This is a genomic window from Chlorobium ferrooxidans DSM 13031 (assembly GCF_000168715.1).
GTDB lineage: Bacteria > Bacteroidota > Chlorobiia > Chlorobiales > Chlorobiaceae > Chlorobium > Chlorobium ferrooxidans.
In genome coordinates this window covers 202,329-217,554 of the sequence record NZ_AASE01000002.1, presented here as the reverse complement: position 1 = coordinate 217,554, position 15,226 = coordinate 202,329, and the positions used below count along the sequence as shown (strand labels likewise).

At 49.0% G+C, this 15,226-nt stretch carries 9 protein-coding genes; all 9 read left to right on the top strand.

The genetic code is table 11. From position 1 onward, the window contains the following. The first annotated feature begins 87 nt into the window (after positions 1-87). Positions 88-1,716, top strand: a complete 1,629-nt coding sequence (gene hcp, locus CFERDRAFT_RS02455; protein ID WP_006365616.1) for a hydroxylamine reductase — start codon at positions 88-90, stop codon at positions 1,714-1,716. Between the two features lie 215 nt (positions 1,717-1,931). After that, a complete protein-coding gene (locus CFERDRAFT_RS02450; protein ID WP_006365615.1) occupies positions 1,932-3,755 on the top strand; it encodes a B12-binding domain-containing radical SAM protein in 1,824 nt (607 codons plus the stop codon). Between the two features lie 280 nt (positions 3,756-4,035). Continuing rightward, positions 4,036-5,829, top strand: a complete 1,794-nt coding sequence (gene recQ / locus CFERDRAFT_RS02445; protein ID WP_006365614.1) for a DNA helicase RecQ — start codon at positions 4,036-4,038, stop codon at positions 5,827-5,829. A gap of 655 nt (positions 5,830-6,484) precedes the next feature. Further along, a complete protein-coding gene (locus CFERDRAFT_RS02440) occupies positions 6,485-8,407 on the top strand; it encodes an SLBB domain-containing protein (RefSeq protein ID WP_006365613.1) in 1,923 nt (640 codons plus the stop codon). A 219-nt stretch (positions 8,408-8,626) separates the two neighbouring features. Further along, entirely contained in the window at positions 8,627-9,811 is a 1,185-nt protein-coding gene (locus CFERDRAFT_RS11645; protein ID WP_006365612.1) for a GumC family protein, read from the top strand. Between the two features lie 22 nt (positions 9,812-9,833). After that, a complete protein-coding gene (locus CFERDRAFT_RS02430; RefSeq protein WP_232209741.1) occupies positions 9,834-10,925 on the top strand; it encodes an MraY family glycosyltransferase in 1,092 nt (363 codons plus the stop codon). Positions 10,926-11,122: 197 nt separating this feature from the next. Next, on the top strand, positions 11,123-12,943 hold the full coding sequence (locus CFERDRAFT_RS02425; RefSeq protein WP_232209740.1) for an ABC transporter ATP-binding protein: 1,821 nt from the start codon (positions 11,123-11,125) through the stop codon (positions 12,941-12,943). 102 nt (positions 12,944-13,045) lie between these two features. Then, positions 13,046-14,044 (top strand): UDP-N-acetylglucosamine 4,6-dehydratase (inverting), encoded by a 999-nt coding sequence (gene pseB / locus CFERDRAFT_RS02420; protein ID WP_006365609.1) that lies wholly within the window; start codon positions 13,046-13,048, stop codon positions 14,042-14,044. Between the two features lie 5 nt (positions 14,045-14,049). Continuing rightward, positions 14,050-15,222: a UDP-4-amino-4,6-dideoxy-N-acetyl-beta-L-altrosamine transaminase gene (pseC, locus tag CFERDRAFT_RS02415; protein ID WP_006365608.1), complete on the top strand. Its 1,173-nt coding sequence runs from the start codon at positions 14,050-14,052 to the stop codon at positions 15,220-15,222. The last annotated feature ends 4 nt before the right edge of the window (positions 15,223-15,226 follow it).

Here is a 15,226-nt window from a genome sequence, read left to right as displayed (position 1 = left end):
CGAGCACCGCCCAACGCAGTAATCGGGTTTCGGAACAAATTAATACGTTGTGCCCATAACAACAACTAACAATAATGGAGAAATACAATGAGTATGTACTGTGATCAGTGTCAGGAGAGTGTCCATGGCAGCGGATGTACGGTGAGAGGCGTATGCGGAAAGGATGATATGACCGCGAAGTTGCAGGATGTGCTTGTCTATGCTGCCGAAGGTCTTGCACTTGCCGCAGAAAAACAGCCGGGAAGTGTGTCGCGAAAAGTCGGTCAGCTGATCAGCGAATCGCTTTTTGTAACCGTTACCAATACCAATTTCGATGAGGATGCTATTGTTGAGCAGATCCGCAAGACCCTTGCCCTTCGTGATGAACTGAAGGCAGCGCTCACCGTTCAGCCTGAGCAGGACGCTGCAAGCTGGAGCGGCAGCTCAAAGGATGAGTTTCTGGCAAAAGCGGCGTTGGCAGGAATCGAAAGCCTGAGTGAAAATGAAGACCTTCAGTCACTCAAAAGCCTTGTGCTCTATGGCATCAAGGGCCTTGCCGCCTATACCGACCATGCCGCCGTGCTCGGTTACCATGACGACGATATCTATCTGTTTTATGTCAAGGCGCTTGCTGCTCTGACCAAAGAGCTTTCAGCTGATGAACTCACTGCGCTGGTGCTCGAAACCGGAGGTGTTGCCGTCAAGGCGATGGCTCTGCTCGACAAGGCCAACACCGAATCGTACGGTCACCCGGAGATCACAACGGTGAAAACCGGTGTGGGCAAAAATCCCGGCATCCTCATTTCAGGCCATGATCTGCGTGATATGGAAGATCTGCTGAAGCAGACTGATGGAACTGGAGTCGATGTCTATACGCATTGCGAAATGCTTCCGGCACACTACTACCCGGCATTCAAGAAGTACTCACACTTTGTCGGTAACTACGGCAGCGCCTGGTGGGCGCAGGACCGCGAGTTCGACTCCTTCAACGGCCCGATTCTCATGACGACCAACTGCATTGTACCGGTTCGCGAATCCTACCGAAACCGTATGTTTACCACCGGCATGGCGGGCTATCCCGGACTGAAGCATATTGCTGCACGCCCTGAAGGGGGCCAGAAAGACTTTTCAGCTCTTGTAGCACTGGCAAAAACCTGCCAGGCGCCAAAAGAGCTTGAGAACGGTCAGATTGTCGGCGGATTTGCCCATAACCAGGTGATTGCCCTTGCCGACAAGGTGGTTGCCGCGGTCAGGAGCGGAGCCATCAAACGCTTTGTGGTGATGGCCGGCTGTGACGGACGCCACAACTCCCGTCAGTACTATACCGATGTAGCCGCTGCGCTGCCCGACAATACCGTCATCCTGACGGCAGGGTGCGCCAAGTACCGCTACAACAAGCTTGAGCTGGGAGATATCGGAGGTATTCCGCGTGTGCTTGATGCCGGCCAGTGCAACGACTCCTACTCACTGGCGGTCATTGCCCTGAAGCTCAAGGAGGTATTCGGACTTGACGATATCAACGATCTGCCGATCTCCTTTGATATCGCATGGTATGAGCAGAAAGCCGTGACGGTGCTGCTTGCGCTGCTCTATCTCGGAGTAAAAGGTATCCGCCTCGGACCGACACTTCCCGAGTTCCTCACTCCAAATGTAGCCGCAGTGCTGGTGGAGAAGTTCGGTATCAAACCGATCGGAACGGTTGCTGCCGACGTTGAAGCCATGATGGCCGGCGCATAACGGAAGATCCTTTTAAACAAACAGTAAAGCCCCGCTTCGGTCGGGGCTTTCTGTTATATTATAGATAATCCGTATAATAAAGGAGAGGAAGTACTGTTAAAAATAGAAGTATCAGTTTAATGCTGTGACTCTCGATATACAGGGCTGCGAAGCTCCGGAGGAGCGGCATATTGGTAGAGGTGCCCTCAAGCAGTAACCAATAAAATTTAGCCCCAATGGCATATTTCAAACATCTCTGTCTTGTCGAAGCTCCTCAGACCATCATTACTCCCTTTCCCCGTTTCATTACTGACTGTATTGGTGTCTGTTATCTGGCTGCAGCTGTGAAAGATGATGTCGAATCCCTTGTTATGCCCGATAACTATTACAATGACGGGATTTTCGACAGCATGCGGGAACTTATGAAAAAGGGTCCGGTTGATCTTGTTGCTATTTCATCCATGACCGGAGCGTTCAACCAGGCTGAACGGCTGGCCCGAATTGCCAAAGATGCCGGTGCTTTTGTGGTGATGGGCGGCTTTCATCCGACAGCGCTGCCGGATGAGGTGCTCAAGCTCGATTGCGTTGACGCCGTTGTGATCGGCGAGGGTGAGGTGACCTTCAGGGAGCTGGTACTGCATGGACCTTCACGGGATGTGAAAGGCCTTGGATACAAGGAAGGGGGAGAGATTGTCTACACGGGAGTACGGGAGAACATTGCCGATATCAACGCTATCAGGTTTCCGCTTCGCAGTCTCAGGCCCGAGCGTTATGGGGAAAAAGGTGATGCCTACTCTATAGACACCATCTATACTTCGAGGGGGTGCCCCTGGTCATGTTCGTTCTGCGCCAATGATCAGATGCATAAGGGGTGGAGAGGCAGAAGTGCCGAAAATGTGGTTGAGGAGATTGCCCTCCTGCATGATCCTGACAATAAAAAGCTGATCAAGATCTGGGATGCCAATTTCCTTACCAACATTCCGCGTGCCGAAAAAATCTGTGATCTGTTGATCGAAAGGGGATTGACCAATTTCCGGATTATGACGGAGAGCAGGGCAAAGGATATTGTTCGTGCCGAACGTATTCTCGGCAAACTGCAGAAGATAGGATTGAGCAAAGTCGGGCTCGGCATTGAGAGCCCGAATGCGGCCACGCTTGAACTGATGAACAAAAAGAACACCCTTGACGATGTAGCCAAAGCTATAGCCCTCTGCAGGCAGTACAGTATTGGCGCGGAGGGGTATTTCATTATCGGTCACTACACCGAAAATGAGCAGGATACCATGGTCTACCCCGAGTTTGCCAAGTCGCTCGGCCTCCGCCATGCACTCTTTATGATTATGACCCCCTATCCGGGTACCGGAATTTTTACCGAGTACAAAAACGAGGGGAAAATCCGCTCCTTTGACTGGGATCTCTACAATAACTACTGCCCGGTTATTGAAACCCGTACGATGGATCGCCAGAAGCTTGTTTCCATGCTGGCCTACTGCAATGCGGCATTCAATGGCTACCGGTCGGTTATGAAGCGAAATACCTCTAACGAGCTGCTGCTCAACTTCATGATAGACCTGTTTCAGTTCTGTTTTCTGCTGCGGGTGAACAAAAATCTCTCCCATGCCGAGATCGGAACGGTTTTATACAATGCGCTTGTGCAGTTTCTGGATCAAACGAATGGAGAAGTTTCAATTCCAGCTCCCACTTCAACCAGAAGATTGGCGAAACCCCTCACGCTCAGGCTCCGGCACTCAAAAGAGCGGTGCATTGACTATAGCCTCGATGAGCGTGATGGCAACCGGGTACTTTCCATGACAAGGCACGAAGGTCGTCGCACACCTTCTGTTGGAGGCCCGGAGGTTCGCCTTGACAAGCTGATAGATTGTGCATGCGCCATCTCGATGGACAAGCTTATGAGTGTGCTCTACCGAAACGAGTGGATGCGCAACAACCCCGGAAAAATGACCGGCCAGCTTCTCACCATTCTTGCTGATCCTGAAGTATTGCGGGTTGCCGCCAGAATTATTGCACTCTACATGGGTACACGGTGGAAGAAGTTCTGATATCGGACAGGCCCTGAATTTCACCCCGAACACACCCGGATGTCACCCCGAACGAAGAGAGGAATCCCTTTCACGGCAATCAGATCTCTCACATGCGTTCGAGATGACACAGGGGAAGGCAATCCAAAATCCGGCAGCTCTTAATTCGTGGACAAACCTCTTTTTTCTTCTAAATTAGATCAATCGGCGAACCAAAATCCCCTCTTCAATCCAAAATTCAGAATCCAAAATCCGGAATTTCATCAACTCTTCCGAAACTGACGTATTACTTTACGATACCTTGCGAAAGGTGTTCGGATTTCGTGAGTTCAGGCCCAATCAGGAGAAGATTGTCAGGGCAATTCTGGAGAAACGGGATGTGTTTGCCGTGATGCCGACCGGCGGAGGTAAATCGCTCTGCTATCAGCTCCCTGCTGTGCTGCTTCCCGGTACCTGCATGGTTATCAGTCCGCTCATTGCGCTGATGAAAGACCAGGTTGACGGAGCACGGGCCAATGGAATCAGGGCTGCGTTTCTCAACAGTTCGCAATTGCCCGAAGAGCGGGAGAGTGTCATGCGTGAATTGCTTTCGAACTCGCTCGACCTGCTCTATGTTGCGCCTGAGCGCTTCACCTTCGATCACTTCCGGGAGCTGCTCGGACGGGTAAACATCAGCATGGCGGTGATTGATGAAGCCCACTGTGTATCGGAATGGGGGCACGACTTCCGGCCTGACTATTTGTCACTCTCCGCTCTCGTATCACTTTTTCCCGATCTGCCGGTTTCAGCCTTCACCGCTACGGCTACCCACCGGGTTCAGCAGGATATTCTCGACCGGATAGCCCTGCGCAATCCGCTGATTGTCAGGGCATCGTTTGACCGTCCTAACCTGTTCTACGATGTCCGCTTCAAGGAGAAGCCGGATGCCCAGATTGTGGCGATCCTGAAAGCTAATAAGGGCAAGGCAGGCATAATCTATCGAACCAGCCGCAAGAGTGTGAACGATACTGCGGCTATGCTGCAGGCCAGGGGATTTCGTGCGCTGCCCTACCATGCAGGGCTCAGTGATGATGAACGCAAGCGTAACCAGGAGGCCTTCATCCGCGATGAGGTTGAGGTGATTGTTGCCACAATCGCTTTCGGCATGGGGATTGACAAATCGAATATCCGCTTTGTCATCCATGCCGATCTGCCAAAGAGCATCGAAAACTACTACCAGGAGACCGGCCGGGCGGGAAGGGACGGTGAACCGGCACACTGCACCCTTCTCTTTGCCCAGGGAGATATCCCCAAAGTGCGTTTCTTTATCGACTCGATGCTCGATGAGACCGAACGAGCCCGTGCGCTTGACGCTCTGACGAGAGTGACCTCATTTGCATCCACATCGGTCTGTCGGCGTATCACCCTGCTCAACTATTTCGGTGAAACCTACCCGCACGAGAATTGCGGCTCCTGTGATATCTGTACCGGAACCCGTGAAGTGGTTGACTGCACCAGGGAGGCGCAGATGCTGCTATCAGCTATTGTCCGCACTGAAGAGCGGTTCGGCGCAACGCATATCATCGATATCGTTATGGGCAGCGCCAATCAGAAGATTCGTGACATGGGTCATGACCAGCTGAGAACATACGGTGTAGGCAAAGGGCAGACAAAGAAATACTGGAGGCAGCTTGCAGACGAACTGCTTGCCCAAAAGGTTGTGGCAAAAGCTGAAGGCCTTTACCCGACGCTCTACCTGTTACCAAAGGCAGTGAAGATACTCAAGGGGGAAGAGCAGATAGAGATCGTTCGGGTTCTTGAAAAAAAGGCAGCCAGAGCAGTTAAGGGTGATGCAGGAGCGACGTTCGACCAGGAGCTGTTCGAGCTGCTCAGAACCCTGCGCAAGCAGATTGCGGACGAGCAGGGGATTCCGCCCTACCTTGTTTTCTCGGATCGCTCGCTTCATGATATGGCCGCTATTTTTCCGCGAACGTCAGAAGCAATGCTCACCGTATCCGGAGTCGGTGAGGTCAAACTCGAACGCTATGGACGCCAGTTCCTCCGCCTCATCGACCGCTTTATCAGCGACCATCCCGACTGCATTTCTTTGTGCTAACCGCGTTCTTTTGCAATCTAAAATCCAAAATCTCTTCAGCGATGAACATAAGTACAGTAAATCATGAACGTCCCGTCCTGGAATAATATATATGGTTTGTGTGTATTGACGGGAGAACTGTTATATTCTTACCGCTTTGTTTGATTCGAAATGTCAAGGTGTAAAATATTCGTCATTGGCGGAGTAAACGGTGCCTGTTTTTGCTGTATGACAGTCAGCACGCAATTAATACATCCTCATCAGATAGCCCTGGCTTATTTTGGGCATCCACATGATGAGTATGTGACTTTTTATTACTGATTTTGTTAAATTAGCAGCACGTCCAAGCGTTTGGATCAACAAGATCCCTTGAGGTGGCAAGGGGAGATCACTATGCGTTAAGTGCAGCTATATTTCTATATTGTGCCACTATGATTTTTATAGTCATTTGCTCTACGGTAAAGGGAGTAGACCTTTTTGATTGGAAGCAGCTTGTCTGATTATTACATGTTATCTTCTCAATGGATATCCGATAACCATTCAGAAGCCCGTATCTTCAGCTGTGACTGAAGAAAGCGAAGCTTTAGTGCTTTTTATTTTACGAACATCACTATGGGTCGTGCTGTTAAGTTCTGGCTATCCAAAATTTAGAATTCAGAATCTAAAATTGTTTTAAATGCGCTACGTCTACATTCTGATTTTTGCTTTTACTTTTTTAGCTATTCCATATCGCGGAATTGCTGCGGAGGGTTCTGATTCGGGAAATCAGTCAACGTCAGATGCAACAACGGCGATGGAGTCATACAACACCGGAGCATCTACAGGAGCTTATCAGGATTTTTCCGGATCTTCGAATTCCGCTATCAATTCGAGTTCCAATATTCAGCGTACAAGTTCAAATCAGATTAAAAACACCATAAAGACGAATGAAAATGCGGTTACTGATTCAACGCTTATTCGTCTGATGAAAAAGAAGAGCAGCTTTCAAAACTATGTTGAAACTGCTACAGGCAGGGAGCTGGATGTTTTTGGCCGCAACCTGTTTCGGGGCGTTCCAAGCACCTTTGCTCCGCTCTCGGAAGTGCAGGTTAATCCTGACTACGTTATCGGTCCGGGAGATGATATCCAGATTCGTGGTTGGGGTATGGTCAGCATTGATGTTGATGCAACAGTGAGCCGGAGTGGTGAAATCTATATACCTAAAGTTGGCTCTGTAAGGGTCTCCGGGGTCAGATACCGGGATTTGCAGGGCTATCTGAAAACAGCGATCGGCAGGATATACAGGAATTTTGAGTTGAGTGCGAGCGTTGCACAAACAAGAAGCGTGCAGATCTATGTTGTAGGAAATGCATTTCGTCCCGGAGCCTATACACTGAGTGCAATGAGTACCATCCTCAATGCACTTTTTGTTTCGGGTGGCCCTTCAACTACAGGAAGCTTACGCAATATCAAACTAAAACGCGGCAGTGAACCGATTGTTTCGTTTGATCTTTACGACCTGCTGCTTTTTGGCGATAAAAGTTCGGATGTTGCACTAAAAGATGGAGATGTTCTCTATATCCCGCCAGTCGGCCCCCAGGTAGCAATACTTGGTGATGTTAAAACCCCGTCGATTTACGAACTGAAACAGAAAACATCTGTTGCGGATCTGGTGGGATGGGCTGGTGGATTTGAATCATCCGCGGATCTTAAAAATGTGATTATTGATAAAAATATAGAGGGCAATTACCAGACTCAGGCTGAACTTCAGTCAGACTGGCGTTCAATTCAATCGCAACTTTCCAGGTTGCAGGTGATGCCGACGGATATCTACCGTATCATTTCTCCCGGTTCATATCCTCTCGAAGTCAAGATCAAGCGTTCTTTTGTTCGAATCGATGGAGAAGTCAAGAATACCGGAGTTTATGAGCTTCAGTCGGGTGAGACCCTGAAGGGGCTGATTACCCGAGTGGGTGGTGTGACAGAAAAGGGATATCTCTATGGTACCAGCCTGACTCGTGAAAGTGTAAGACGTGATCAGTTAAAGAAGATCAGTGAATCAATTGATCGCTATGAGAAGGATATTGAAACAAGTGCAAAGCAGCGAATTGCGGGTGCTACAGATGCCGCTCGTGCTGCTTCAGTTACAAATGAACTCGACACGCAGCGAAGAATTGTACAAAAACTTCGTGCGGTCAAGCCTGAGGGGAGAATTATTCTCAGTCTGAAAAACGCAGCAATTCAGCTTGCTGATATTCCGGAGTTCCCATTAAGGGATGGTGACCGAATCTATATACCTGAAAGACCAACGACGGTTGACGTTATAGGAGCGGTTTATAATCAATCCACATTTATCTATAATCAAAGTTACAGTGTGAGTAGTTACCTTGACGTTGCCGGAGGGGTTACACCGACCGGCCATAAATCCGAGCTTTATCGTGTTTGTGCTGACGGCAGTGTCAAAAAAAAGCAGGGTGATCAGGTCAATCCAGGAGATGCTATTATAGTTCCTGAGAGGCTGACCCCGAAATTCAATCTTGTGCGGTCACTCACAGAATGGTCAACCGTACTCTATCAGCTCGGAGTTGGTGTGGCAACAATCAAAACCCTCACCAACTAGCAGAATCTTAATTCGAGCCAATACATGTAATTCGTGAAATTAGTGGACAAGACTTTCCTTTTGTTTTTTTCGTAGAAAGTTGCAGTTGTATCAATGATAGTGATCATTTGATCCAATCTCTCCTAATATTCAGAACTTAACTTCATGCCAAAGAACAGACCTCTGACCCTCGATGAGGTCAGTTTATCTGGCAGTAATTCGTGAAAATTCGTGTAATTCGTGGACAACAATATTCAATCATCGGAACAAAAGAATACAGGCAAGGAGTTTGAGATAAACCTGCTTGATGTTGCCATAGTGCTCGCCAAGTATATAAAGCTTATTGTTGCACTGCCGCTTGTATGTGCGATCATAGCTTCCGTTGTAACGATTCAGAGTCCCAACATCTATACTGCAGACACAACATTCATGCCTCCGAAGCAGGAGTCGAGTGTATCTTCGATGGTCTCATCTCTCAGTTCGCTCGGCAGCTTATCGGGCATGCTCGGCAGCGGTGGCGGGGCTTTGGCCGGCACTAATGATATCTATGTGGCAGTGCTTAAGAGCCGGAAGATGCAGGACGACATGATCAGGCGTTTCAGGCTCTTTGATATATATAAAACCAACTCTGCGGAGAATGCCCGCAGAGCACTGGCAGCTCAAACCAGCGTCATGGCCGGCAAGGATGGCCTCATTCATCTCTATGTTACTGACACAAATCCAAAGCGGGCGGCTCTGCTTGCCAATGGATATGTTGATGTCATGCTGCAGCAAAACAATGAGTTTGCTCTTACCGAAGCAGCCCGGCGCCGTCAGGATGCTGAAAAAGAGTTTCTTGACGCTAAAAACAGATTGAGTGATGCGGAAAGCTCAGTCAAAGAGCTGCAGGAAAAAACAGGTCTGATAACTGTCGGACCTCAGATTGCCGCTCTGCAGACCATGATCAAAAGTACGGAGCGTCAGCTTGCCGAGATGAGTGTATATTCCACACCAAACAATCCGGATTATATAAAAACCAGGCAAAAACTGAACGATCTGCAGAATGAGATCGGCAAGGCACAGACCGGATCAGGATACATCAGCAAAGCGCCGGAAAAAATACTTGAATTTACTCGAAAAACAAGAGACCTTAAGTATGCTGAAGCGCTTTATCAGCTGGCACTTCAGCAGTTGACACTTGCCAGGATTGATGAATCCAAATCCGCTTCATCAATTAAAATCGTTGACAGAGCGGTGGTTCCTGAAGAGAAATCCGGTCCGTTTCGAAGCAGGAGCGTGATGATTGTTGCCATTGCCGCATTGTTTGTTGCCGTTATTGTGGCTTTTGTCCTTGAAGCCTATCAAAGAGCAAAAGGCAATACAGAAAGTGTCGCGCAGTTAAAAGCTCTCAGAAGTTACTTGCGCTGGAACAGAGTTCAATCGTAGTATTTACTGCTTTACCATGCATATGTTCGATTTTGTATTCAGTAACCCGTTTATACCCGGTTTTGTCACAGCAATACTTTCGATTCTGCTTGTTCTGACAAAGGGATGGCATGGCAAGCATTCGTGCGATCCAATCATAGGCATACAAAAGTTCCATACCGGTCAAACCCCGAGAGTCGGGGGAATAGCCATTTTTTGCGGATTGCTTACAGCCTGGTGGTTCTCCTCCGGAAAGGAGGGGCAGCTTCTCGGCTATATGCTCCTTGCCGGTCTGCCGGCCTTTGCTGCAGGACTTATAGAAGATGTCACCAAAAAAGTCGGGGTCATTACCCGCCTGGTAGCAACAATGGTCAGCGGTGTTGCTGCGTGGTGGCTCACAGGGTACAGCCTCAGCCACCTCCATATTCCCGGGGTGGATACCTTGCTTCTGTTCGTGCCGATTGCAGTAGGATTCACTACTTTTGCCGTTGCCGGCGTTGCCAATGCGACGAACATTATTGACGGGTTCAATGGTTTGGCTGCAAGTACCATAATGATCGGGTTCTCGGCATTCAGTCTCATTGCATGGCAGGTTGGTGATTTTGAGCTGGCCCGGTTGTGTTTTGTCTTTATAGCTGTAGCGGGTGGTTTTCTTGTTGTGAATTTCCCCTTCGGTAAAATATTCATGGGTGACGGAGGGGCATATCTGCTGGGCTTCATGCTTGCATGGGTGGCTGTAATGCTCCCTTTTCGCAATCCGACTGTTTCCGTCTGGGCACCGCTTGTTGCGTGCGCCTATCCTGTTCTGGAAACCGCTTTTTCCATGTGGAGAAGGTATCATCGTTCCGGCCAGCATCCCGGTCAGGCTGACAGTCTGCATCTGCATTCACTGATGTATTGCCGTGTTGCAAGGGTTGTATTCAAGGATGCAAGACCACAACTGAAAAACAGCATGACATCTCTGTTTATGTGGCCGTTTCCTCTGCTTGCGGCGCTGATCTCGGTTTTCTGGTATTCGAATACGCCGGTATTGATGGTCGGTTTTGTGGTTTGCGTGCTCTGTTATCGTCTTATATACCTGCGGCTCACACAATTTGTCTGGTGCATAAGGCCGGCAACTATAAGTCGTGATTAACCGCAATGACAGTTCTTTATTCAGTGTTGGCCAGCCGGCAGGGAGACAGAATCGGTCTGCACTGCAATTCGGTTTAGACGAATGAACAGGGATGAAGGCCGTATAACGACGTTTATATTTGAAAGGCAAAACGCCGATCTCCGCTGAAAGCCGACGGTCAGGGTGTTTTCCAAAAAACAGAATATTTACAGGACATTGTGCAGAATTCAGATAATATATCTTCGACCAGAGAGCTGCTCTTTCGCCTCTGGCATCACATAACCCCGAGACGGAGGGGACAGTTCGGCCTGCTGCTCATATTGATGATTCTGGCATCATTTGCTGAAATTGTCAGTATAGGAGCTGTTCTTCCCTTTCTTGCAGTGCTGAGTGCACCCGAGAGAATATTCCAGCTTCCCCTCCTCCAGCCCTTTATCAGGGCGGCAGGAATTACCAGTGCAGGTCAGCTTCTCCTGCCGTTCACGATCATCTTCGGTCTCGCGGCATTTATCTCCGGAGCCATTCGATTGCTTCTTCTCTGGATAAGTACCCGTCTTTCATACGCTACCGGTGCAGATCTGAGCATCAGCATTTACCGCCGAACCCTTTATCAGCCCTATGCAGTTCATGTTGCCCGCAACAGCAGCGAAATCATTAACGGCATTGCCGGCAAAACCGGCAACGTTATCAATACACTGGTCAGCCTGCTCAATATCATAAGTTCACTCATTATACTTCTGGCTATTCTGATTCCGCTGATTTCAGTTGATCCTCTTATTGCCCTTGCGGCCTTCAGCGGATTTGGTCTGATTTATGCCCTCATCATAAAGGTTTCACAGCGTCAGGTGCTGCGCAACAGTCAGCGTATCGCCCAGGAATCAACCAAAGTCATCAAATCCCTGCAGGAAGGACTTGGAGGCATTCGGGATGTTCTGATTGACGGCACTCAAGCGACCTACTGCCAGATATACAGTAACGCCGACCTGCCGTTCAGGCATGCCCAGGGCAATAACCTCTTTATCAGCATGAGCCCCCGTTATGTTCTTGAAGCACTGGGGATGCTGCTCATTTCAGGTCTTGCCTATATGCTTGCCATGCAGCCCGATGGTTTTGCAAGAGCAATTCCTGTTCTCGGCGCACTCGCACTCGGGGCCCAGCGTCTTTTACCGGTCCTGCAGCTCGCATATTCATCACTCTCCAACATTCAGGGGGGGCAGGCCTCTTTGCAGGATGCAATTGAGCTTCTTGATCAACCGCTGCCCGATTATGCCGATCAGCCGCCATCCCAGCCAATTCCGTTCAGGCATAAGATTGAACTGAAAAACCTCTCGTTTCGATATACGCCCCAGACACCGATTGTTCTTGACTCGCTTGATCTTGTCATCCATAAAGGCAGCCGCACCGGTTTTATTGGAGTTACCGGAAGCGGTAAAAGTACGCTGCTTGATATTATCATGGGTCTTTTGCAGCCGACAAGCGGCACGCTTGAACTTGACGGTCAGGCCATCAACTCAGGGAATAACAGAGCCTGGCAGGCTCATATAGCGCATGTTCCGCAAGCTATTTTTCTCTCCGACAGTACAATTGAGGAGAACATTGCATTTGGTATCCCTAAAAACCAGATAGATCATGCACGGGTAGAACAGGCCGCACGCCAGGCACAGATTGCCGATATCATCGAAAGCTGGCCGAAAAAGTATAAAACCTTTGTGGGCGAACGAGGCATCCGACTTTCCGGAGGCCAGCGGCAGCGTATCGGCATAGCCCGGGCGCTCTACAAGCAGGCTGATGTCATTATCTTTGATGAAGCCACAAGCGCTCTTGACAATGAAACTGAAAAGGCGGTAATGGATGCCATTGAAGGGCTCGGCAAGGATCTTACCATTCTTATAATTGCCCACCGCCTTACTACGCTGAAAAATTGCACTGAAATTGTTGACCTCGCTGATGGAGGAATAATGCGGATTGGTACGTATACGGAAATTGTCGGGTTATCTGAAATTCAGACATCTCTGGAGCATTGGATTGAAACAAATTAATATGCTCTGATATATCCGGTAATTCTTTAAATGACCATGCGGATTTCTCCTCATCCCGCGCCCTTATGGCGCTAATTAATTCGCAGATAAACATGTTATTGTATGCTGAGTAATTCATCCATTCTCATTACAGGCGGGACCGGTTCATTCGGCCATACCTTTGTTCCTCTGACACTGGCAAAATACAATCCCCGAAGGTTGGTCATCTACTCCCGTGACGAGATGAAGCAATGGGAGATGGCCAAGATTTACGGGAATGATTCCCGGGTACGCTTCTTTATCGGAGACGTACGGGACAAGGACCGTCTCGCGCGTGCGCTCAATGGTATTGATTATGTAGTTCATGCTGCGGCAACAAAGATTGTTCCTACCGCTGAATACAATCCGTTTGAGTGTGTGAAAACCAATGTGATGGGAGCAATGAACCTCATAGACGCCTGTATCGATCAGGGTGTAAAGCGGGTCGTGGCTCTGTCGACTGATAAGGCCAGCAGTCCGGTAAATCTTTACGGTGCAACAAAACTGACATCAGATAAACTTTTTATTGCAGGTAACTCCTACTCGGGAACCAAGGATACCCGGTTTGCTGTAGTTCGTTATGGCAATGTCATGGGTTCGCGCGGCTCGGTAATTCCGTTTTTTCTTACTCTGGCCGCAAGCCGTACTCTGCCTATCACCGATGAGCGTATGACCCGTTTCATGATCACCCTTGAGGAGGGTGTCGAACTTGTCTGGCATGCCTTTGAGGATATGGTTGGCGGTGAAATATACGTCAAGAAGATTCCCTCCATGAAGGTTGTTGATATCGCCCGGGCGGTTGTTCCTGATGCGAGTCACGAAATCGTCGGTATCCGCCCCGGCGAAAAACTCCATGAGCAAATGATCGGCTATGAAGATGCTCCTCATACATACGAATATCCGGAGCATTACAAAATACTTCCTGCAATACACAATTGGAGCGTAGATCCTACCCGAATTAACGGAGGAGAAAAGGTCAAGCCGGACTTCACCTACTGTTCAGATAATAATATCGAGTGGATGAGTGTCGATAGTCTGCAGACCTGGATAAAACAGAACCACGAAAAAATCGGTAAAATTTGATCCGGATGATTCCATATGGCAGGCAGGATATCAGTCAGGATGATATTGATGCCGTTGTAAATGTTTTACGTTCGGATTTTCTGACTCAGGGTCCTGTTGTTCCCTTATTTGAAAAAACCGTATCAGGATACTGCGGTGCGAAGCATGCGGTTGCAGTCAACAGTGCAACCAGTGCTCTGCATATTGCATGCCTTGCATTGGGTGTAGGCAAGGGTGACGTTGTATGGACAACACCCATCACGTTTGTTGCAAGTGCCAACTGTGCCTTGTATTGCGGTGCAGAGGCGGATTTTGTTGATATCGATCCGAGAACCTACAACATGAGTGTCGAGAGGTTGGCGGAAAAACTTGCAGAAGCAGAAAAGGCAGGAAGATTGCCGAGGGTTGTGATCCCGGTGCATCTGTGCGGTCAGTCCTGTGATATGGCTGGTATTCATGCCTTAAGTCGGCAATATGGATTCAAGATCATTGAAGATGCCTCTCATGCCATCGGCGGCCGCTACCATGACGAGCCCATTGGCAACTGCCGCTATAGTGATATTACGGTATTCAGCTTCCATCCTGTGAAGATTATAACGACGGGTGAGGGTGGAATGGCGCTCACAAATGACGGGCAACTGGCCAAACGCATGAGACTGCTCCGCAGCCATGGCATTACCGTCGAAGCTGCAGATATGCATGCACGGGCAGCAGAAGAGATCTGGAATTACCAGCAGACAGATCTCGGGTTCAACTACCGCATGACGGATATACACGCCGCATTAGGCCTGAGCCAGATGAAGCGGCTTGACGAATTTGTTACAAGGCGCCACGCACTTGCCAAACGATATGATGAGGCGTTATCAAACCTTCCTCTTGTTACTCCCTGGCAGCACCCTGACGGCTATTCCAGCTATCATCTTTATGTAGTCCGCCTGAAGCCTGATAAAATAGAGAGGACGCATCGTGAAATCTATGAGGAGCTTCGGGCAGCCGGTATTCTTGTGAATTTGCATTACATCCCGGTCTATCGTCAGCCATACTATGAAGCGAAAGGTTTCAATGCGTCATACTGCCCGCAGGCTGAACAATATTATTCAGAAGTGCTGAGTTTACCCCTCTATCCGCTGTTGAGCGGTGAGCAGATCGACTATATCATTGATTCACTTGAATCGATACTCTTTACAAAACAAATCTGATCAT